Source organism: Mesorhizobium sp. AD1-1 (assembly GCF_020164655.1).
Classification (GTDB): Bacteria; Pseudomonadota; Alphaproteobacteria; order Rhizobiales; family Rhizobiaceae; genus Mesorhizobium; species Mesorhizobium ciceri.
In genome coordinates this window covers 511,929-532,736 of sequence record NZ_JAIUGP010000002.1, presented here as the reverse complement: position 1 = coordinate 532,736, position 20,808 = coordinate 511,929, and the positions used below count along the sequence as shown (strand labels likewise).

General features: G+C 63.8%; 23 protein-coding genes. 12 read left to right on the top strand and 11 right to left on the bottom strand.

The annotated features are described in order from the left end of the window. Nucleotides 1-76 precede the first annotated feature (76 nt). The 3 genes from ssuD to LB519_RS06055 are packed head-to-tail and all read left to right on the top strand — an operon-like array spanning nucleotide 77 to nucleotide 2,815. Nucleotides 77-1,240, top strand: a complete 1,164-nt coding sequence (ssuD, locus tag LB519_RS06065) for an FMNH2-dependent alkanesulfonate monooxygenase (RefSeq protein ID WP_164767829.1) — start codon at nucleotides 77-79, stop codon at nucleotides 1,238-1,240. Beyond that, the gene (locus tag LB519_RS06060; RefSeq protein WP_027161252.1) at nucleotides 1,237-2,013 is read left to right on the top strand and encodes an ABC transporter permease subunit; all 777 of its coding nucleotides are present in this window, start codon (nucleotides 1,237-1,239) and stop codon (nucleotides 2,011-2,013) included. The genes ssuD and LB519_RS06060 overlap by 4 nt, the downstream gene beginning before the upstream one ends. A 10-nt stretch (nucleotides 2,014-2,023) precedes the next feature. After that, nucleotides 2,024-2,815, top strand: a complete 792-nt coding sequence (locus tag LB519_RS06055; RefSeq protein ID WP_063173426.1) for an ATP-binding cassette domain-containing protein — start codon at nucleotides 2,024-2,026, stop codon at nucleotides 2,813-2,815. Nucleotides 2,816-3,004: 189 nt separating this feature from the next. On the opposite strand, the gene LB519_RS06050 is transcribed toward LB519_RS06055, so the two are convergent. Further along, complete coding sequence (locus LB519_RS06050; RefSeq protein WP_024502222.1) at nucleotides 3,005-3,190, bottom strand: hypothetical protein; 186 nt, start codon at nucleotides 3,188-3,190, stop codon at nucleotides 3,005-3,007. A 309-nt stretch (nucleotides 3,191-3,499) separates the two neighbouring features. Between LB519_RS06050 and LB519_RS06045 the strand changes: the two genes are divergently transcribed. From LB519_RS06045 to LB519_RS06030, 4 genes are all read left to right on the top strand, one after another. After that, a complete protein-coding gene (locus LB519_RS06045; RefSeq protein ID WP_013528714.1) occupies nucleotides 3,500-3,859 on the top strand; it encodes a septal ring lytic transglycosylase RlpA family protein in 360 nt (119 codons plus the stop codon). Nucleotides 3,860-4,090: 231 nt separating this feature from the next. After that, nucleotides 4,091-5,368, top strand: coding sequence for a polyhydroxyalkanoate depolymerase (locus LB519_RS06040; RefSeq protein WP_063169608.1), 1,278 nt, complete (start codon nucleotides 4,091-4,093; stop codon nucleotides 5,366-5,368). 234 nt (nucleotides 5,369-5,602) lie between these two features. Then, nucleotides 5,603-6,220 (top strand): transglutaminase-like cysteine peptidase, encoded by a 618-nt coding sequence (locus tag LB519_RS06035; RefSeq protein WP_063173424.1) that lies wholly within the window; start codon nucleotides 5,603-5,605, stop codon nucleotides 6,218-6,220. Between the two features lie 350 nt (nucleotides 6,221-6,570). Beyond that, a complete protein-coding gene (locus tag LB519_RS06030; protein ID WP_013528718.1) occupies nucleotides 6,571-6,804 on the top strand; it encodes a hypothetical protein in 234 nt (77 codons plus the stop codon). An 84-nt stretch (nucleotides 6,805-6,888) separates the two neighbouring features. On the opposite strand, the gene LB519_RS06025 is transcribed toward LB519_RS06030, so the two are convergent. From LB519_RS06025 to LB519_RS06010, 4 genes are read right to left on the bottom strand one after another with little or no spacing between them, the layout of a single operon-like run. Further along, on the bottom strand, nucleotides 6,889-7,257 hold the full coding sequence (locus LB519_RS06025; RefSeq protein ID WP_013528719.1) for a helix-turn-helix domain-containing protein: 369 nt from the start codon (nucleotides 7,255-7,257) through the stop codon (nucleotides 6,889-6,891). Between the two features lie 10 nt (nucleotides 7,258-7,267). After that, nucleotides 7,268-7,798, bottom strand: a complete 531-nt coding sequence (locus tag LB519_RS06020; protein WP_024502221.1) for a Smr/MutS family protein — start codon at nucleotides 7,796-7,798, stop codon at nucleotides 7,268-7,270. Next, nucleotides 7,795-8,910 carry a murein transglycosylase A gene (locus LB519_RS06015; RefSeq protein ID WP_127366396.1) on the bottom strand — a complete coding sequence of 372 codons (1,116 nt, stop codon included), beginning with the start codon at nucleotides 8,908-8,910 and terminating at the stop codon, nucleotides 7,795-7,797. The genes LB519_RS06020 and LB519_RS06015 overlap by 4 nt, the downstream gene beginning before the upstream one ends. 21 nt (nucleotides 8,911-8,931) lie before the next feature. Next, nucleotides 8,932-9,639, bottom strand: coding sequence for a Tim44/TimA family putative adaptor protein (locus tag LB519_RS06010; protein WP_027161247.1), 708 nt, complete (start codon nucleotides 9,637-9,639; stop codon nucleotides 8,932-8,934). A 217-nt stretch (nucleotides 9,640-9,856) separates the two neighbouring features. On the opposite strand from LB519_RS06010, the gene LB519_RS06005 reads away from it, so the two are divergent. Beyond that, nucleotides 9,857-10,357, top strand: coding sequence for an FxsA family protein (locus LB519_RS06005; protein ID WP_024502218.1), 501 nt, complete (start codon nucleotides 9,857-9,859; stop codon nucleotides 10,355-10,357). Between the two features lie 130 nt (nucleotides 10,358-10,487). Further along, nucleotides 10,488-10,988, top strand: coding sequence for a protein-export chaperone SecB (gene secB / locus LB519_RS06000; protein WP_013528724.1), 501 nt, complete (start codon nucleotides 10,488-10,490; stop codon nucleotides 10,986-10,988). A gap of 119 nt (nucleotides 10,989-11,107) precedes the next feature. Here secB and dnaQ read toward each other — a convergent pair whose 3' ends face one another. The 5 genes from dnaQ to LB519_RS05975 all read right to left on the bottom strand — a co-directional run bounded on the left by dnaQ (nucleotide 11,108) and on the right by LB519_RS05975 (nucleotide 15,110). Next, nucleotides 11,108-11,809: a DNA polymerase III subunit epsilon gene (gene dnaQ / locus LB519_RS05995; RefSeq protein WP_063173422.1), complete on the bottom strand. Its 702-nt coding sequence runs from the start codon at nucleotides 11,807-11,809 to the stop codon at nucleotides 11,108-11,110. A gap of 210 nt (nucleotides 11,810-12,019) precedes the next feature. Then, the gene (gene coaE / locus LB519_RS05990; protein WP_063169603.1) at nucleotides 12,020-12,619 is read right to left on the bottom strand and encodes a dephospho-CoA kinase; all 600 of its coding nucleotides are present in this window, start codon (nucleotides 12,617-12,619) and stop codon (nucleotides 12,020-12,022) included. Next, a complete protein-coding gene (locus tag LB519_RS05985; protein ID WP_063169602.1) occupies nucleotides 12,616-13,458 on the bottom strand; it encodes a shikimate dehydrogenase in 843 nt (280 codons plus the stop codon). The genes coaE and LB519_RS05985 overlap by 4 nt, the downstream gene beginning before the upstream one ends. Beyond that, entirely contained in the window at nucleotides 13,451-14,050 is a 600-nt protein-coding gene (locus LB519_RS05980; protein WP_224619021.1) for a Maf-like protein, read from the bottom strand. The genes LB519_RS05985 and LB519_RS05980 overlap by 8 nt, the downstream gene beginning before the upstream one ends. A 238-nt stretch (nucleotides 14,051-14,288) precedes the next feature. Continuing rightward, nucleotides 14,289-15,110 carry a pyruvate, water dikinase regulatory protein gene (locus tag LB519_RS05975; protein WP_013528729.1) on the bottom strand — a complete coding sequence of 274 codons (822 nt, stop codon included), beginning with the start codon at nucleotides 15,108-15,110 and terminating at the stop codon, nucleotides 14,289-14,291. A gap of 405 nt (nucleotides 15,111-15,515) precedes the next feature. Here LB519_RS05975 and hemE point away from each other — a divergent pair, with 405 nt between their 5' ends. From hemE to rho, 3 genes are all read left to right on the top strand, one after another. Then, nucleotides 15,516-16,547, top strand: coding sequence for a uroporphyrinogen decarboxylase (hemE, locus tag LB519_RS05970; RefSeq protein ID WP_127370857.1), 1,032 nt, complete (start codon nucleotides 15,516-15,518; stop codon nucleotides 16,545-16,547). After that, nucleotides 16,547-17,083 (top strand): protoporphyrinogen oxidase HemJ, encoded by a 537-nt coding sequence (hemJ, locus tag LB519_RS05965; RefSeq protein ID WP_224619019.1) that lies wholly within the window; start codon nucleotides 16,547-16,549, stop codon nucleotides 17,081-17,083. Before hemE ends, hemJ begins: the two co-directional genes overlap by 1 nt. Before the next feature lie 229 nt (nucleotides 17,084-17,312). After that, nucleotides 17,313-18,578, top strand: coding sequence for a transcription termination factor Rho (gene rho, locus LB519_RS05960; protein ID WP_013528732.1), 1,266 nt, complete (start codon nucleotides 17,313-17,315; stop codon nucleotides 18,576-18,578). 201 nt (nucleotides 18,579-18,779) lie between these two features. Here the strand turns inward: rho and LB519_RS05955 are convergent, their stop codons facing one another. After that, a complete protein-coding gene (locus LB519_RS05955) occupies nucleotides 18,780-20,798 on the bottom strand; it encodes a thioredoxin domain-containing protein (RefSeq protein WP_127366661.1) in 2,019 nt (672 codons plus the stop codon). Nucleotides 20,799-20,808 lie beyond the last annotated feature (10 nt).

Genomic DNA, 20,808 nt, shown 5'->3' with positions numbered 1-20,808 from the left:
CGCCGGATGAGAACGCCCGGCGCCATTTGCGTTCGCACCCATATCTCCAGGAGATCCGCCCGTGACTGTGCCAGACATGACCGCGCCTGCCAGCACCGCACCGCTCGATTTCTTCTGGTTCATCCCGACGCATGGCGACGGCTCCTATCTCGGTTCCGAGGAGCAGCAGCGGCCGCCCGAATTCGGCTACTTCAAGGAGATCGCGCAGGCGGTCGACCGGCTCGGCTTTCCCGGCGTGCTGTTGCCGACCGGCCAGAATTGCGAGGATTCCTGGATCACCGCGACGGGCCTCGCGACACTCACCGAAAAACTGAAGTTCCTGGTCGCGCTGCGGCCGGGCGTGACGCTGCCGACTTTCGCCGCACGCCAGACCGCCGCCCTCGATCGCTTGAGCAATGGCCGCCTGCTGCTCAATGTCGTGGTCGGCGGCAACCCGACCGAGCTCGCCGGCGACGGCGTCTTCCTGCCGCATGACGAGCGCTATGCCCAGGCGCATGAATTCCTGACCATCTGGCGCGGCCTGGTGTCCGGCGAGCGGGTCAATTTCAACGGCAAATATTACCGCGTCGAAAATGGCCGCCTCGACCTTCTGCCGCACCAGGAACGGCCGCCGCTCTATTTCGGCGGATCGTCGGATGCCGGCCAGGACCTCGCCGCGGACCTCGTCGACATGTATCTGACCTGGGGCGAACCGCCGGCGCAGGTCGCCGAGAAGCTGGCCGCGGCGCGCGCAAAGGCGGCGCGGCGCGGCAGAAAACTGCGCTTCGGCATCCGGCTGCATTTCATCGTGCGCGAGACCGAGGACGAAGCCTGGCGCGCCGCCGACCGGCTGATCAGCCATGTCACCGACGCCCAGATCGAAAACGCGCAGGCGCGCTTCCTCAACCAGATGGATTCGGTCGGCCAGCGCCGCATGTCGGAGCTGCATGGCGGCCGCCGTGACAGGCTGGTGGTGTCGCCCAATCTGTGGGCCGGCGTCGGGCTGGTGCGCGGCGGCGCCGGCACGGCGCTGGTCGGCACGCCGGAACAGATCGCCGGGCGCATCCGCGAATACCAGGCGATCGGCATCGATACCATCATCGGCTCGGGCTATCCGCATCTCGAGGAGGCCTACCGCGTCGCCGAGCTTCTGTTTCCGAAGCTCGGGCTCGGCACCAGGCGGCAGCGGGCGCATGAGAACATCGCCAACGAATTCTCGGTCGGCTTCCATGGCGCCAACCGCCTGCAGGCTTCGTCATGAGCTTTTCCACGCGCCTGCATAGCAACGCCATCGGCTGGCTGCTGCCGGCGCTGATCATTGCCGGCTGGGAGATTGCCAGCCGCGCCGGCGTCATGCCGGCCAACGTGCTGCCGGCGCCCAGCGCGGTCGCCGAGGCCTTCTGGCGGCTGACGCTGTCGGGCGAACTGATCCGCAACATCGGCGTCTCGACCGCGCGCGCCCTTGCCGGCTTTGCCGTCGGTGGCTCCATCGGTTTTGCGCTTGGCCTTGCCAACGGGCTGTCGACGCTCAGCCGCGGCCTGACCGACACGACGCTGCAGATGATCCGCAACATTCCGCATCTGGCGCTGATCCCGCTGGTCATCCTGTGGTTCGGCATCGACGAGGAAGCCAAGCTGTTCCTGGTGGCGCTCGGCGTGTTCTTTCCGATCTACGTCAACACGCTGCTCGGCATCCAGAGCGTCGACCCACAGCTGGTCGAGATGGGCCGCGTCTACGGCATGGACCGTCGCGCCCTGTTCTTCCGCGTCATCCTGCCCGGCGCGCTGCCGTCGATCTTCGTCGGCCTGCGCTATGCCCTGGGCATCATGTGGCTGACGCTGATCGTCGCCGAAACCATCTCGGCCAGTTCGGGCCTCGGCTACATGGCCATGCAGGCGCGCGAATTCCTGCTGATCGATGTCGTCGTGCTGTCGATCCTGATCTACGCGCTGCTCGGCAAGCTCGCCGACAGCCTCGCCCGCCTGCTTGAGCGGCTGTCGCTCGGCTGGCATCCGGCCTTCCAGAACGGATGAGAGATTGCCCATGACCGCCGCCAGCCTGACCGCAGCCCGTTCCTTCGTCGCCACGCCGGTGCGGCCGATCGGCTCCGTCGAAGGACAGCGGGCCTTTGCCTTCAGGCATGCCGGCAAGCGCTTCGGCGACAAGACCGTGCTCGACGGCATCGACCTGGACGTGCCGGCCGGGCAGTTCCTTGCCGTCATCGGCAAGAGCGGCTGCGGCAAGAGCACGCTGTTGCGGCTTCTGGCCGGGCTCGACCGGCCGACATCGGGATCGCTGTCCTTCGGCGTCGAAGAGGAAGGACACAGCCGCACGCGCTTCATGTTCCAGGAGCCGCGGCTCCTGCCCTGGGCCAGCGTGGTGGAAAACGTCGAGGTCGGGCTGACCGGCATCGCCACCGGTAGCGAAGCGAGGCACCGCGCGCTCGACATCCTCGGCGAGGTCGGGCTTGCCGACCGGGCTGACGAATGGCCTTCGGTGCTGTCCGGAGGTCAGAAGCAGCGCGTGGCGCTGGCCCGCGCGCTGGTCGGCCACCCGCAGATCCTGGCTCTCGACGAGCCGCTCGGCGCACTCGACGCCCTGACCCGCATCGAGATGCAGCAGCTTCTGGAACGCATCTGGATCGCGCAGAAGTTCACGGCCGTGCTGGTCACGCATGATGTCGCCGAAGCGGTCGCGCTCGCCGACCGGGTCGTGGTGATCAGCGAAGGCCGGGTCGCGCTCGATCTGGATGTGCCCGTGGAACGGCCGCGCCGTCGCGGTTCGGTGGAGTTGGCCCGGCTGGAGGGCAAGATTCTGGATCGGCTGTTCGGGTAGGGCTGTCGGGGGCAGGGCCCTCGAGGACCGCCTTCCCCCACTCCGTCGCTGCTTCGCAGCGCCACCTCTCCCCCCTCCGGAGGGAGAGGAAAGGAGCCAAGGTCGGCGAGCTCGCGCTTTTCCTCTCCCCCGTCGATCGGGGGAGAGGTGGCCCGAAGGGCCGGAGTGGGGGTCGACCTTTCATCAAGCTCACCCGCTTGACCGGTTCGCCCACACCAACCCGATCAGCCCGACCAGCATGGTGACGACGCCGATATAGAGCCATTGCGACTGGCCGGTCATGAAGCTGCCGCCGACAACGCCGATGCCTTGCAGCGACCACAGCGCGCCGACGGCAAGCACAATCAACGCCAGCAGATTTTTGGTCAGCCTCATTGCCGGATCTCCCTTTTGAAGTCGATTGGTTGCAGCATCGGGACCGCGATAAAAGAGCCAAAGGAAGTGGTCCGGTCGCGCCGAGCTCTACTTGGATATTAATGTTCGATCTTGTCAAACGGATGCCCGATAGCAACACAAAGATCATCGTTGATTGATCATCGCGTGCCGGAAAATCCCTGACAGACTGTTACCCAGCGACTCCAAACGTGTGCCATTGCCACGGAACCGCCAGATCACTGCCGCATTTCCCGCCTTATTTGGCACCTAACGGCTGGGGTCTGTCAAAAACGGAGCCATCCCTCAAATATGAAGAACCCAAAACAGACCGCGATTGTCGCGGTAACGATCGCTGCTGGCCTGATGGTCGGCGCTTCTTCGGCGACCGCCGCCGCCCAGTGCGGCCGCGCCTCGTGGTACGCCCTGCACTCCAGAACCGCCTCGGGCGAGCGCATGAACCCGTCGGCGATGACCGCCGCGCATCGCACCTTGCCTTTCGGCACCAAGCTCAGGGTTACCAACAAGAACAACGGCCGCAGCGTCGTCGTGCGCATCAACGATCGCGGTCCGTTCATCAAGGGACGCGTGCTCGACCTGTCGAAGGGCGCGGCCGGCCAGCTCGGCTTCATCGGCTCCGGCCACACTTCCGTGTGCATGGCGCGCGTCTAGAGCTTCCTGTGTCCGGCAAGGGCCGGACACACTACCTACACATTTCGCAGCCGCACACTGAGCCGGCTGGCGCCGTTCGGCCCCGATTTCCATGGCCTTGAACCAAAGAAGCATTGGTCACGCAGCGTGACGTATTGCATCGCAGCAATTAGTTGTTAACTTCCCCGCGAGACATTTAGGCTCGGCGCTGCTCGTCGTCCCTTCGGTCGCAGGCAGCAGCGGGGTTTCTCGATGTTCTACCAGCTCTATGAGATGAACCACGCCGCCCTGCAGCCGGCGCGCCTCTATGCCGACGCGGTGCGGATGTTCTACTCCAATCCGCTCAATCCGTTTTCCCACACGCAATGGGGCCGTTCGATCGCGGCGACGGCCGAACTGTTCGAGCGCACCACGCGCCGCTACGGCAAGCCGGCCTTCGGCCTGAGCAAGACCGTGGTCGACTGGAAGAGCGTCGAGGTCGCCGAGAAGACCGTCTGGTCGAAGCCGTTCTGCAATCTCGTGCGCTTCGAGCGCGCTGTCCCCGCCGGGCGCAAGCCCGATCCGAAGCTTCTGATCGTGGCGCCGATGTCGGGCCATTATGCGACGCTGCTGCGCGGCACGGTGGAAGCCATGCTGCCCTATGCCGACGTGCACATCACCGACTGGGTCGATGCCCGCATGGTGCCGCTTGCCGACGGCCAATTCGATCTCGACGACTACATCGACTATGTCATCGACATGCTGCACACGCTGGGGCCGGACACGCATGTGATGGCGGTGTGCCAGCCTTCCGTGCCGGTGCTGGCCGCCGTGGCGCTGATGGAATCCAAGGGCGACCCGTTCGTGCCCTCGACGATGACCTTGATGGGCGGGCCTATCGACACGCGCAGCAACCCGACCGCGGTCAATCTGCTGGCGCAGGAAAAAGGCATCGACTGGTTCCGCGACAATGTCGTGATGCATGCGCCGTGGCCGGTGCCAGGCTTCGGCCGCGAGGTCTATCCAGGCTTCCTGCAGCTGTCCGGCTTCATGAGCATGAATCTCGATCGCCACATCATCGCCCACAAGGACTTCTTCATGCATCTGGTGAAGCATGATGGCGACAATGCCGAGAAGCACCGCGATTTCTACGACGAGTATCTGGCGGTCATGGACCTGACGGCCGAATTCTACCTGCAGACCGTCGACACCGTCTTCGTGCGGCAGGCCTTGCCAAAGGGCGAGATGACGCATCGCGGCACCAGGATCGATCCGTCGGCGATCCGCAACGTCGCGCTGTTCACGGTCGAAGGCGAGAACGACGACATATCAGGCCTTGGCCAGACCAAGGCGGCGCATGATCTTTGCCCCAATATCCCGGCTGAGCGGCACGCCCACTACATGCAGCCGGCGGTCGGCCATTACGGCGTGTTCAACGGTTCTCGCTTCCGCTCCGAAATCGTGCCGCGCATCGTCGACTTTATCACCAGCTACGGCCGCCAGGAGCGTGTCGCGGCGAAGCCGAAGCTGGTCCGCGCCGCCAAGAGATAATGCACGTCGTCCAAAATTGCGGGTTTTGGGACGATGATTTGCATAAAACCAAGCTTAACGGCGACAAGCCATGCGATTGACCGGTAAAAGCCGGCTGGCTGGCTGATTCTGTTGCACAAGTGCCGCTGTCCAGCCCCTCGGGTAACCATGCCGACAATCCGACCGTCGTCGTAATTGACACGGACTGTAAATCCCCCTTAACCTTTCGTTAATAACAAAGGGTGAGCGGGGACAATGATTTCCTCATCGATGGCGCGACGGCTGCGCGTGTATGTGGCGGCCGGGCTGGCAATGACGGCGGGCTGGGTGGCACCGGCCTTGGCGGGTGGAGCGATGGCGACCGGGGGGCTCACCTCGCAGCCGATCGGCCACTATGATTTCTGCAAGCTGCATCCGGGCGAGTGCTCGATCCGCCCGGCCAATCTGGCGCCGGCTCCGATGACCGACGCGCTGATGCGCAAGCTTCTCAATGTCACCGCCAGGGTCAACGCCGCCGTCAAGCCGATGAGCGACATGGACATCTACGGCAAGGACGAGGTCTGGGCCTATCCCGACAAGGGCGTCGGCGATTGCGAGGACTATGTGCTGGAAAAGCGGCGCCAGCTTTCGCGCATGAGCATCTCGCTTGCCGATCTTCTGATCACTGTCGTGCGCAAGCCCGACGGCGAGGGCCACGCCGTGCTGACGGTGCGCACCGACGACGGCGACTATGTGCTCGACAATCTGACCGACAAGGTCAAGCCATGGGACGCGACCGGCTACCGCTTCCTCAAGCGGCAGGCGATCGACAACACCGGCCGCTGGGTCTCGATCCGCGGTGGCCAGCAAGTTCTGGTCGGCGCGGTTCAGTAGGCACCGGCAACGGCGGCTTCCCTAGGGGCGGCATCCAACGCTTCGTCATCACAGGGCTGAGCAGGAGCGAAGCTCCGTCGCGAAGACCCCGGGATCCATGCCGTGATGCCGATGAAGAACGCTGCGGCGCAGGAACAGGCGCCTGCAATCGTCATACCGTCATCACCAGATCTTTTGCCCCGTCGCGACGCTCGCAACTCGCGGCATGGATCCTCGGGTCTGCGCGTCCGCTCCGCCCGTGGATGACGAAATCGATGGGCCCTCCGCCAGAATTCGCATTTCTCCGTGAACCATTTCGCTCCGGCCAGCGACACACAGCCGTGAACCGAAACCAACCATGGAGACTTCAGATGACTGCTTTTCTGCGAAACACCCTTCTTGCCGCTATCGCGGTGTCGAGCATGGCCGGATCCGCCATGGCCGATCAGACCACCAGCTGTGCCAAAACCAACCTCAACGACCTCTGGGCCGGCCGCTGTTGCGGTGATGCCGGGGCGTCGGACTGCCTGGGCGGCGGAAACAATGGCCACGACCACGGCGATCATGGCCGGGGTGGAAATGGCGGCACCGCCGGCAAGAAATGATCTCACCACTTTGCCCGCCGGCGGGCCGCCGGCGGGCAGTGTCCTCGTGAGGCAGGCGAACTTGTACCGGCGCGGACCGTCAGGCTACGGCCGCTGGTTCAACGCCGCGCGGATCGATGCGGTGATGCGGCGAAGCTCGGTTTCGTCGAGTTTCTCGATGTTTTCCGCCAGCAGATTGGCGAGCTCGGTGGCGGCGGGGGAAAGACCCGACGTGTCGAGTTTTACACGCGGGTGCGAGGCCTCGGCCAGCCGCGCCAGTTCCTCGGCATCGTCCCAGATGATGTTGAAATAGCCGATGATCTTCTGGATCAGCGTCCAGGTCGGGGCGCCGCGCCTGCCATGTTCGAGCGCCGACAGATAGGCGGCGCTGACGCCGATCGCCGCCGCCATGTCCTTCTGGCGGACACCGCGTTCGCTTCTCAGCGTCCGCAGCTTCTCGCCGAACGGAGTCATGCCCCCGTCCTCATGAACGGACCCGCCGCAGGCGGATATAGAGCGCACCCGAACCGCCATGATTGCGGGCGGCATGGTCGTGGCTGGAGACGAGCGGCCGGAAGGCAGGCGTCGACAGCCAGGCCGGCACGGCGCGCCGCAACACGCCATCGCCGCCGGAGGACGAGCCCTTGCCGGTGATGACCAGGACATAGCGGACGCCGCCGGCATGCGCCCGGTGCAGGAACGAGAACAGCAGCGAGTAGGCCTCGTCCTGCGTCATGCCGTGCAGATCGACGCGGCCCTCGATCGGCAGCCGGCCCTTCGACAATTTGTCCAGCGTCGGTTCGTCGAGGCGGTGCGTGACATGCTGCGCCTTCGGCTTCGCGGTCCCTGCGACATTGGCGACGGGCTGGGCGGGCTGCGACTGGCTTGGCTTGGCCTCGGCAGGAATTTCGGGGATATCGACGGCAAATTTCCCCTTCAGCGGCTTGGCCGTGCGCGCCACCAGGTTCCACAGAACCCGGTCGTCCTCGCTGAGCTTGTCCGGGCGTCGGGTCATCGGACCGCACCCGCAATGAGCGCGCGCGGCACCAGTGCATAAAAATCCGCGGCATTGCGGACCACGCCGGCGATCTCGCCCGCGGCATCGCCCGAACCGGCGAACAGGTCGCCCCGCGCCGGCCCGGTGATGGCGGAGCCAGTGTCCTGCGCGATCATCAGGCGGCGGAATGGTTTTGCGTCGAAGGCGGCGAGCGTCGGCGCGTCGATGTAAAAGGGCGTGCCGAATGTGTGCAGCAGGCGGTCGACGGCGATCGAGCGGCCCGGCGTCAGCGGCACCTTGGCGGCGGCGATCGGACCAAGGGCAACGTCCTCGACATCGGCGTGGCGGAAGAAGATGTAGGAGCGGTTCTGCCACAGGATCTCGTCGACGCGGTCCGGATGCGCCTTGAACCAGGCGCGGATCGATTGCATCGTCACTTCCGCCAGCGGGATCTCGCCAATCTCGCTCAGGACCTTGCCTGGTCCGGTGAAGCGCTGGCCGGATTTGGCGGCATAGGTGACGCGGGCAAGCCGGCCGTCGGTCATGGCGAGGCGTGCGGCACCTTGCACGTGAATGAAGAAGGCATCGACCTTGTCGGCCAACCAGGCGATTTCCAGGCCCTTGCCATCAAGCGCGCCGCGCTCGATCTCGCCACGGTCATGATATTCGACCGGCCCGTTCGGCGTCTGGCGCGCGAAAGCGAGATAGGGGTCCAGGCCCGGCGGCCGGTTTGCGTCATCGATATCGACGAGATCGGCCGGGCGCGACAGCAGCGGCACCGAAAACCGGTCCGTGCGCACCGGTGACGCCTCGACTTGCGGTTCATAGAAACCGGTGACGAGCCCATTTTCGGCAGGGATAAGCGCCGGGACAAAATGGCGCTCGAAGAAGGCGCGGGCCTCCCCGCGGGTCAAAACCGGCGACCGAATCGCCGGCGAAACGGTCCGGGCCTCGGCGTAGGCATCCGCAAAGGCGTCGAAGTCGACGCCGAGCGCGCCGCTGCGATAGGGTTTGGTCAGGACATGGAAGGCGGAGCGGCGAAAGGCGGCGAAGGCCGCCGAATGGTCGTCATCGTTCCAGCCGGGCAGATCGCCGAAGGCTTTCTCGACAAAAAGAGGCGATAGCGACACCGGAGCCTCGCCGCGTATTCCCTAGTCTTCTTCCTCGGTGGCGACGAGCTTCCAGTTCGGATCGCGCGAGCGCGTGTCACGGGCGAAGGTCCAGACATCCTTGACCTCGGCGACGGTTTCCGGGTCGCCGTCGATGACGGCACCGGCCTTGTCGCGGGTCGCCGAAATCAGCTCGCTGATGATGCGCAGCGTGACATGCGCCTCGCCGCCCTTCATCTCGGCCGAGACGATATCGGCCTTGTCGATGCCGACGAAGGAGGACTGGATCTTTTCCGCCTTGGCCTCGCGCTCGCCGATAGCGGCGACAAAACCGTCATAGACCTCGCGCGACAACAGGTTCTTCAGCGTTTTGCGATCGCCGTCGGCATAGGCCATGACGATCATCTCGTAAGCCATCTTGGCGCCGTCGACGAAACCCTTCGGCTCGAAGGACGGATCATTGTCCTTGATCGTGCGCAGGCCCTTGTTGAGGTCGGTATCGGGCTTGGCGAAAGCGTCGATCGCGGCATAGGCGTCGGGAGCCGGCTCGCCTGGCGGACGCTTGCGCGGCAGCGAGACGACGTTTTCGGATTTCTGGGCGGCATCCTTGTCGCTGGTGCGAGCCGCCGAATAGGGATCGAAGGGCGGCCGTTCGCTGCCGGTGCGGCGGCCCAGCACATTGCGCAGCTGGAAAAAGATGACCACCGCCGCAATCAGGAAGAAAATCGTGCCGAAGTCGAAGAATCCCATATCTTCCGCCAATCAATCCCTGCCCTGTGGCCGGACCGTCAGGCCCAACGGCCGCGGTCGCATAGCGTTCAACATTCAAAGCATATAGAACGCAAGGCGCAATCATTCAAATCAAAGGCAGGCATACCTATCTAACAGCCTCAGTGCCAGCGGCGATTGCCAGCTGGCGGCCAAAACAATCAAAACGGTCATGACGATCGAAAAAGGTTGGCAAGACTTGCGCATTTCGCTGCTTCCCTTCTTTCTCCTTGCACTGCCGCTGCTGGAAATTGCCGGTTTCGTCATCGTCGGCCGCGAGGTCGGCGCGCTGGCGACGGTAGGCCTCGTGCTGGCCTCGAGCATCGCCGGCGTGCTTTTGCTCCGATACCAGGGTTTTGGTGTCATGGCCCGCATCCGCACCGAGATGGCCGCCGGCCAGAACCCCAGCCGCCACCTTGCGCACGGCGCCATGATCGTGGTTGCGGCGATCCTCCTGATCATCCCCGGCTTCATCACCGACATTATCGGCCTGCTGCTGTTTCTGCCGCCGTTGCGCGACTTTGCCTGGAGCCGGTTCAAGGGCCGCATTGTCGTCGCTACCGATTTCTCGACCGGCGGTTTTCGTGGCCGCCAGCGCGACAGGGTCATCGACCTCGAAGACGGCGACTATTCGCGCGAGGACGATCTGAAGCGCGGCCCGGATCACAACTCGCCGTGGCGTCGCCTGAAGGACGATTAGCGCGCCGTCCCATCTCCATGCCGCAGCCGGGAAGCAAGGCGGCAAACCTTGTCTTGTCATCCCCGCCATGGTAGCGAACGCCCGATTTCAATTCGGTCAGCGACGCTGCCCAGGCAAGAGGACAAGGCTTATGGCCAGCAAAGATGACGCGCCGGTCGGCGCAGCCAACGGAAACGGCAATGCGGCGCAGCCGTCGCTCAACGTTCTGGCGCAATATGTGAAGGATCTGTCCTTCGAAAGCCCCGGCGCGCCGAATTCGCTGCGCGGCCGCGACAAGGCGCCGGGCATCGCCATCAATGTCAACGTCAACGCCAACCCGCTCTCCGACAAGCAGTTCGACGTCAATCTGACGCTCAACGCCAAGGCGTCCTTCGACCAGGAAGTGCTGTTCAATGTCGAGCTGGTCTATGGCGGCGTGTTCGCCATCGCAGGCTTTCCGCAGGAACACATGCTGCCGATCCTGTTCATCGAATGCCCGCGTCTTTTGTTCCCGTTCGCCCGCCAGATCATCGCCGAGGCAACCCGCAATGGCGGCTTCCCGCCGCTGATGCTCGACCCGATCGACTTCGCGCAGATGTTCCAGCAGAAGCTGGCGGAGGACCAGGCGTCGTCGAAGGTCCAGGTGAGCTGAGGGCTGCCTGCCACGGATTGTGAAAAGCCCGGCCTTGCGCCGGGTTTTTTGTTTTGGGCGGGACGATTGAGGCGCCGGCAGGGCAGAGGGGGGCGCCAAGGATCGCCAACGGGACGATTTTAGTTCCCGAGAACCTTCAGCCACAGTGCCTTTTCACCCAATGTCCCGACCATGCCGGCGTGCGCGGCGCGTTCGGCTTCTGTCACGCGCGGCGGCAGTGGCGCCGGGCGCGGGGCGACGACGATTTCGATCTGGCGGACATTCTCGCCCTGGGCCGGCGCGGTGGCGCTGTCGAGGATGAGGGCCGCCTGCTTGCCGCCGATCAGCTCGATATAGACCTCGGCCAGCAATTCGGAATCGAGCAGGGCGCCGTGCTTGGTGCGCTTGGTGTTGTCGATGCCGTAGCGCCGGCAGAGCGCATCGAGCGAATTAGGACCCATCGGGTGCTTGCGGCGCGCCAGCGCCAGCGTGTCGACGACGACGCCGTTGTCGATGACAGGGTGACCCAGCCGGCCGAATTCGACGTTGAGGAAGCCGACATCGAAAGTGGCGTTGTGGGCGACCAGCTTGGCGCCGTCGGTAAAGTCCAGCCACTCCTGCACAATCTCGGCAAAGGTCGGCTTGCCCGCGAGGTCCGCCGCGCTGATGCCGTGCACCGCCTGTGCCTCGACATGGATCGCTCGGCCTTGCGGGTTGATGTAGTGGTGGAAGGTCCTGCCGGTCGGGAAACGGTTGACCAGTTCGACGCCGCCCAGCTCGATCACGCGGTCGTCGCGCGAATCGAGGCCGGTGGTTTCCGTGTCGAAGATGATCTCACGCATCGAATCAGTCGCTCCAAAGGAGCAGAATCGTGAGAGCGGAACAAAATGGCAATGAGAAACTATGATGGCCAGGGCAATCGCACAGGTTTGCGCCGCCCCTCATCGCCCTGCACCTTTCCTCTCCCCCGTCGATCGGGGGAGAGGTGTCGAGCGAAGCCGGCAGGCAGATAAGCGGCTCTCACATCGACAGCTGGCGGTCGAGCGGTGGGCTCAACCACCTGGCTTGCCAACCCCTATCAGCTGGCTGATGATTGCAGCGACCTCCGCCCGCGCGGCGTCCATCCCCTGGCCGGTGTCGACGATGAAATCGGCCTGACGGCGTTTTTCCGCGTCCGGCACCTGCTTGGCCAGGATCGACGCCAGCTTTTCCTCCGTCATGCCCGGCCGCGCCAGCACGCGTTCGCGCTGGGTCTCGGCCGGGGCGGTGACGACGACGACCTTGTCGACGCGGTTGCGGCCGCCGGTTTCGAAGAGCAGGGGGATGTCGAGGACGGCGATCGGCGCGCCTGATCCACGATGCCTGGCCAGAAAGGCATCGGCATCGGCGCGCACCAGCGGGTGGATGATGGTTTCCAGCCGCTTCAGCGCCGCGGCATCGCCGAGCACGCGCGCGCCAAGTTTGGCACGATCGACCATGCCGGCGGATGTGGTGCCGGGAAAGGCGGCCTCGACCAGGGGTGCTGCCTTGCCGGCATAGAGGCGATGCACCGTCTCGTCGGAATCGTGGACCGGCACGCCGGCGTCAGTGAACATCCTGGCTGTGGTCGACTTGCCCATGCCGATCGAGCCGGTGAGGCCGAGCACGATCATGGCTTCGGCACCAGATCGGCGACGATCAGGGCCCGAAGTTCGGCCGTCACCCGCGGCCTGATGCCGAACCAGCGCTCGAAGCCAGGCACGGCCTGATGCAGAAGCATGCCGAGACCGTCGACCGTCTTCAGATTTCGCGCTCGGGCGGCCGCAAGCAGCGGCGTCTCCAGTGGCACATAGACGATGTCGGTGACGATGGCATGGTCGGGCAGCCGGGCGGGATCCGCCGACAGGCCTTCATTGCCATGCATGCCGAGCGCGGTGGTGTTGACCAGCAGGCCGGCATCGCCGAGCAGTTCGTTGGTCGCCGCCATGCCATGCGCCGAGACACCGGTGCCGAAACGATCGCGCAATTCCTGCGCTCGGGCCAGAGTGCGGTTGACGATGCGAATGTCGGCAACGCTGCGCTCCTTCAGCGCATGGATGACGGCGCGCGACGCGCCGCCGGCGCCGAGCACCACCGCCGGACCCTTGCTTGCCCAGCCCGGTGCATGATCGTCGAGGTTGGCGGCAAAGCCGTGACCGTCAGTGTTGCCGCCCCACAGGATGCCGTCCTCGAACCACAGCGTGTTGACGGCGCCGATTTCTTGCGCCGCCTGGTCGCGGCGTTCGGCCAATGCGAAGGCCGCTTCCTTGTGCGGGATGGTGATGTTGCCACCGCGGTAATTGTTTGCCTGCAATGTTTCCACGAACACGGCAAAGTCTTGCGGCGCGACATCGATGGCCTGGTAGCTTCCGTCGATGCCATGTTTGGCCAGCCAGTGACCATGGATCTTCGGCGAGCGCGAATGCTTGACCGGATGGCCCGACACGAAGGCTTTTTTCGACGCCTCAGCCATCGATCGCCCCCAGGTCTCGCAGTTCGGCCAGCAGCGGCAACAGCGGCAGGCCGACAATGGTGAAATGATCGCCCTCGATTTTCTCGAACAATTGAATGCCTTCGCCTTCGATCTGATAGGCGCCGACGCTTCCCAGCGCCTTGGCGCCGACGCGGGCGAGATGGCGGCCGATAAAGGCGGGGTCGAGCTTGCGCATGGTCATCGAAGCGATGCCGACATGCCGCCACAAAACCTTGCCGTCGCGAACCAGCACGGCGGCGCTGTTCAACTGATGGGTCTTGCCCGACAGCGCCAGCAAATGACGGCGGGCACCCTCCATGTCAGCCGGCTTGTGGAACACCTCGTCGCCGAGCGACAGCGTCTGGTCGCAGCCCAGCACCAGGGCGCCCGGCCTGCGCTCGCTGACTTCGGTCGCCTTAGCCTCGGCCAGCACCAGGGCGACGTCCTCGGGCGAGACGCCGCTATCCTGCAAAGGCGACTCGAGCGCGCGCTCGTCGACATCGGCCGGCACCGCCTCGACATCGACGCCGGCATTGACCAGCATCGTCTTGCGGAACGGACTGCCGGAAGCAAGGATGAGTTTTTCGATCATGCTGATTCACCCATGTTGGCGCTCCGTCACGCACCCCTCATCCGACCGAGCTTCGCTCGGCCACCTTCTCCCACAAGGGGAGAAGGGAAGTCCCGCGCGTACGCCGCTGCAAATCGCCAACTGGCGGTATCTTGCGGAGACGACGGTGCCACGTTCTTCCTTCTCCCCTTGTGGGAGAAGGTGGCCTCGCGAAGCGAGGTCGGATGAGGGGTGCTGGTGCTCACTTATCTTACCTGCCCTATCTATTCTTCCCCCGCAGGGCAACGATGGCCGCCGCCGTTTCCTCGATCGAGCGACGGCTGACGTCGATCATCGGCCAGCCATGGCGCGTGCAGATCTTGCGGGCGTAGGCGAGTTCTTCGCTGATCGCCGCGCGATCGACATAGTCTGATGCCTCATACGAGCTGCTGTTGCCGAGGATGCGGTTTTGCCGGACGTGCGAGATGCGCTCGGCGGTGGCGATCAGCCCGACGATGAGCGGCTTGCTGGCGGCAACCAGGCTTTCCGGCACCGGCACGCCGAGCACGATCGGGATGTTGGCGGTCTTGATGCCGCGGTTGGCGAGATAAATGCTGGTCGGCGTCTTCGACGTGCGAGAAATGCCGATCAGCACGACATCGGCATCGTCCATGTTGAGCGGCAGCTGGCCGTCATCATGGTCCATGGTGAAATTGAGCGCATCGATGCGGCGGAAATATTCGGCGTCGAGAACATGCTGGGCGCCGACCCGGCGGCCGGCGGGGGTGCCGAGATAGGACTGGAACACGGTCAGCACCGGCTCCAGCACCGACACACAGGGCAGGCCCATGGCCGCGCAGCGCTCGTCGATGCCGCGCGCCAGCTTCTGGTCCACGACCGTATAGAGGATGATGCCCGGCTCTTCCTCTATGTCCTCGAACACCTTCGCCACCTGCTTTTCGGTGCGGATAAGCGGATAGATATGCTCGATGGCGCGCGCATCCTTGTACTGCGCCGAAGCCGCCCGGCCGGCGGCGAGCAGCGTTTCGCCGGTCGCGTCGGAAATCAGGTGCAGGTGGAAGAAGCTCTGGGGTTTGTTCACAGGGGGTCACCTGGGGCTGTGGGCTTCTGTGGATAAAGCGGGATGAAAAGAGGGGTCGGTCGGAGGCGACTGTATCAGATGGCAGTTTGTCCACAATTCGATGCGCTGTCAGCTTCGTCGGGCGACTGGGGACAAGTTTGGGGACGGCTTTTTTCGCCTACAGTCCGTCCACAGGACCTGCCTTTCACCGCTCTGCCTAACGCTTTGACTCGATTGATCGATTCCGACCTATCCCCAGAACCCTACATCTGGGAAAAAGAAGCACGCGACAATATGTTGGCTGGTGTTTTCCGGGGCAAAGCGGGACAGGTGGCAATCACCAGAACCAACAGACTCTTAGAATCAGAAGAATCTTAGATATAAGAATCTTTGATTATAGAAGAGGCCGGGAGAAGCGAGCGCTCGATGCCCCAGAACCGGATCATGCTGGATGTCCTGAAGGGCAAGGCTCATTTTCCGCCTCCGCTCTGGATGATGCGTCAGGCAGGGCGTTATCTGCCGGAGTATCGGGAGACACGCAGGCGAGCAGGCTCGTTCCTCGATCTCTGCTATGATCCAGACCTTGCCGTCGAAGTGACCTTGCAGCCGATCGAGCGCTTCGGCTTCGATGCTTCGATCCTGTTTTCCGATATCCTTGTCGTTCCGCATGCGCTTGGCCGTGACGTCCGTTTCGAAGAGGGCAGAGGGCCGCTGCTGACGCCGATCACCGCGCCGGAGATTCTGGCTCTGGAGGGCAAGGTGTTTCACGTGAATCTCGAACCGGTCTACGAGACGGTTCGCCGATTGCGGGCCAAATTGCCCGACGAGACAACCCTGATCGGCTTCTGCGGCGCGCCGTGGACGGTGGCGACCTACATGATTGCCGGCCATGGCACGCCCGACCAGGCGCCGGCGCGGCTCTTTGCCTATCGCGAGCCGGTGGCCTTTCAACGATTGCTGAAGGTGCTTGCCGAACATTCGGCCGCCTATCTCATCCGCCAGATCGAGGCGGGCGCGGATGTGGTGCAGATTTTCGATTCCTGGTCCGGCGTGCTGGACGATGAAACTTTCGATTTGTTCTGCGTTCAGCCGATGGCCGAGATCGTTGGCCGGGTGCGGGCGGTTTATCCCGATGTCCCGATCATCGGTTTTCCCAAAGGCGCCGGTGCGCGCTACCGGACCTATCGACAGAAGACCGGCGTGACGGCGCTGGGCATCGACTGGACGGTGCCCCTGATCGCGGCGAAGGAATTGCAGCGCTCGGGTGCGGTTCAGGGCAATCTCGATCCCTTGCGGCTCGTGGCTGGCGGCAAGGCGCTGTCGGATGGCATCGAGGCGATCCTGGGAGCGCTGGGAGACGGGCCGCTGATCTTCAACCTCGGTCACGGCATCACGCCGGAGACGCCGATCGCCCATGTCGAGGCGATGGTGAAACAGGTGCGGAGCGCGACACGCTGATGGCTCAGATGAACAACACGAACAGCGGCGGCCAGGCGATGATGCGCATGATATCAGGTATCGCCGTGCTGATCGTTTTCACCGCGCTTTTGTATTTCGCGGCACCCGACAGTTTCTACCCCTGGGCCAAGGCGACCCATATCCTCGCCGTCATCTCGTGGATGGCGGGCATGCTCTATCTGCCGCGGCTGCTGGTCTACCACGCCGATGCCGAGAAGGGTTCGGTGCAGTCGGAAACCTTCAAGGTGATGGAGCGGCGCCTGCTGCGCGGCATCATCAACCCGGCGATGATCGTCACCTGGGTGTTCGGCCTGTGGCTCGCCTGGAAGGGTTTCGGTTTCCAGGGCGGCTGGCTGCACGCCAAGATCGGAGCGGTGCTTTTGCTGTCCGCCGTTCATGGCTATCTGGCCGGCGCGGTGCGCAAATTCGCCGAGGACCGTAATGAAAAACCGGCCAGGCACTGGCGGATGGTCAACGAGATCCCCACATTGCTGATGATCGCAATCGTCATCCTGGTGGTCGTCAAGCCGTTCTGATGCATGTTGCTCAAAAACGGCCAGGAGACTGCGACAGGCATTGATGCGTTTAGGCCTTCATAGGCCATGCAAAACGCAGCTTGCTCTTTCACCCGACCGACGATAAAAGACGGGTCTTCCTTCCCGTCATGCGCCGCCCCTCGTTGTTTTCGGCCGCGCCCGGCATTTGTCGCATCCCGCCGATATTTTCCCAAAGCCTACCCAGACTCCATCTATTCAAGGTCCGTCTATGCAAGAAATGAAACTCGCCGAGTTCAAGAACAAGAAACCGCCAGAGCTGATCGCTTATGCCGAATCGCTCGAGGTCGAAAACGCCAGCGTCATGCGCAAGCAGGAGCTGATGTTTGCGATCCTGAAGAAGCTGGCCGCCCAGGAGATCGAGATCATCGGTGATGGCGTGGTCGAGGTGCTGCAGGACGGTTTCGGCTTCCTGCGCTCCGCCAACGCCAATTACCTGCCAGGTCCCGACGACATCTATATTTCACCGTCGCAGATCCGGCGCTTTTCGCTGAAGACCGGCGATACGGTCGAAGGGCCGATCCGCAGCCCGAAAGAGGGCGAGCGCTATTTCGCGCTGCTCAAGGTCAACACCATCAATTTCGACGATCCCGAGAAGATCCGTCACAAGATCCACTTCGACAATCTGACGCCGCTCTATCCGACCAAGCGGCTGAAGATGGAGATCGAGAATGTCACCACCAAGGACATATCGGCCCGTGTGATCGACTTGGTGGCGCCGATCGGCAAGGGACAGCGCGCCTTGATCAACGCGCAGCCGCGTACCGGCAAGACGGTTCTGATGCAGAACATCGCCCACTCGATCACCGCCAACCACCCGGAATGCTATCTGATCGTGCTGCTGATCGACGAGCGGCCGGAAGAAGTGACCGACATGCAGCGCTCGGTGAAGGGAGAGGTGATCTCCTCGACCTTCGACGAGCCGGCGGTGCGCCACGTGCAGGTCGCCGAAATGGTCATCGAGAAGGCCAAGCGCCTGGTCGAACATGGCCGCGACGTCGTCATCCTGCTCGATTCGATCACCCGTCTCGGCCGCGCCTACAACACCGTCGTGCCGTCATCCGGCAAGGTGCTGACCGGTGGCGTCGACGCCAACGCGCTGCAGCGGCCGAAGCGCTTCTTCGGCGCCGCCCGCAACATCGAGGAAGGCGGTTCGCTGACCATTATCGCCACCGCGCTGATCGATACCGGCAGCCGCATGGACGAAGTCATCTTCGAAGAGTTCAAGGGCACCGGCAACTGCGAAATCCAGCTCGACCGCAAGGTCGCCGACAAGCGCATCTATCCGGCCATGGACATCCTGAAGTCCGGCACCCGCAAGGAAGACCTGCTGGTTTCCAAGCAGGACCTGCAGAAGATCTTCGTGCTGCGCCGCATCCTGGCGCCGATGGGAACCACCGACGCGATCGAGTTCCTGATCGACAAGCTGAAGCAGACCAAGACCAATGCGGATTTCTTCGATTCGATGAACACGTAAGGGGATGGGGTAGCGATCCTTCGCGCCTCCCTCTGCCCTGCCGGGCATCTCCCCCTCTAGGGGGGAGATTACGCCCTTGGTCGCTTTCGGCAATTATCAACGCCGTAAGGTGAGCGGAACAGCGAAGCTGCCGATCTCCCCACTTGAGGGGGAGATGGCCGGTAGGCCAGAGGGGGCGTCTCTCGCCGGCGGTTAGCAAAACTATCGCCGTCGCAACAATCGCTCGAGCTCTTCAGCATCCGTCACCGCCGGCAAACAAACCTGCCCCGTGCACAACCATGCACCTGCCTTGTCGGTCGGCGGCAGGATTCCACCGGGCAGCAAGGGTCGATTCGCTGCCGTACCGATCGGCACGACGATGTCGATGCGGCGCGGGTCCGGGTTTCGATTCGCAACCGGAACGAGCTTTGGATCTGTGAACTCATCCACCAACACCAGCTTGAGCGGCTCGATCGCCAGCGCGCAGGCATTGACGATGCCGGCCTGGCCATAGGCCTGGTGCGCCGCGCGGCCGGCGGCATGCTCGGCGACGTGCCAGGCTCTTTCCTGCAGCTCGAGATCGCCGGTGACGGAGGCGAGCCTGACCAGCGCCTCGATGATCTGGCCGGTGGCGGAGGGAATAGCTTCGTCGACATCGCCGCGGATGCGGATCGGCACGTCGGTGCTGTCGGAAGCAGTCAGGTAGTAACCTGTCTTCTCGGCGTCGGCGTGCCAATGCTCGAGCTGCCCGACAAACTGGCCAGCCTGGTCGACATAGCTCCAATCCCCGGTGGCCTCGAACAGCGAGATCGCGGCGTTGGTCATGGCGGCATAGTCGCTGGACAAAGCCGGGAACAGTTTTCTGGCGCCGAGCATCGAATGCGGCAGACGGCCGTCGCGGCTGGCAGCGCTGATATTGGCAAAGGCCTTTGCCGCCGCATCGATCCAGTCAGGCCGCGCCAGCGCCCGGCCGGCCTCGGCAAGCGCTGCGATCATCTGGCCGTTCCAGTCGATGAGGGTCTTTGCGTCAAGGCCGGGCCTGACCCGTTCTTCCCGGACAGCAAGGAGTTTCGCCTTGAGCGCGCTGATCTCTTCGCGGTGGATCACATATTGCGATTGCTGAGACAGCGTTTGGTGGACGACCGGCTTGCCTTCCCAGCCATGCGGGCTGGAGAGCGTGAAGTGCTTGAAAAACAATGCGGAATCGTCGCCAAGGGCGGCTTCGATCTCGTCGCGGCTCCAGGTGTAGAACAGACCTTCCTCGCCGTCGCTGTCGGCATCGAGACTGGCGGCAAAAGCGCCGCCGTCGACGCGCATTTCGCGCAGCAGCCAGCCGATCGTCTCTTCGATTCGCACCCGGAACAATTCATTGCCGCTTGCGGCATAAGCCCAGTTGCAGAAGCGGAGGAGCTGGGCATTGTCGTAGAGCATCTTTTCGAAATGCGGCACCAGCCATTCGGCGTCGGTCGAGTAGCGGCTGAGCCCGCCGCCGATGTGGTCGTAGATGCCGCCGCTCAGCATCTGCTCGAGGCTGTTGAGGACGTCGTCGCGATGGGCGGCATTGCCGTCGCGAAGCCAGGACAGCCACAGCGTTTGCATGAACGGCGCGTTGGGAAATTTAGGCGCGCCGCGCAATCCGCCGAGATCACGGTCGATCATGCCGTCGATGCCCTTGGCCAATTCCGCCAGCGTGGCGCGGTCGAGCACGGTTCTGGCATGCGAACCGGCGAGCCTCGCCTCGACATGCGTTGTCAGGCCGTCGGCGCTCTGGTTCAGGCTCGCCCGCTTCTCCCGCCAGGCCTTGTCCACCGCCTCCATAACCTGGATGAAGCCGGGGCGGCCGTAGCGTGGCTCGCGCGGAAAATAGGTGCCGCCCCAGAACGGCTTGCCGTCCGGGGTCAGGAACATGGTCAGCGGCCAGCCGCCCTGCTCGCCCATCGAGGACAGCGCCGCCATATAGATCTGGTCGATGTCCGGGCGCTCCTCGCGGTCGACCTTGATATTGACGAACAGACGGTTCATGACGGCGGCGACGCCATCGTTTTCGAAGCTTTCATGCGCCATGACATGGCACCAATGGCAGGCGGCATAGCCGACCGAGAGCAGGATCGGCCTATCAAGCGCTTTCGCCTCTTCGAGCGAAGCCGGCGACCAGGCCCGCCAGTGGACGGGATTGCCGCTGTGCTGCTGCAGATAGGGGCTGGCTTCTTCGGCAAGCAGGTTTTGCGCGGGCAGCGTCACTGGGCAAACT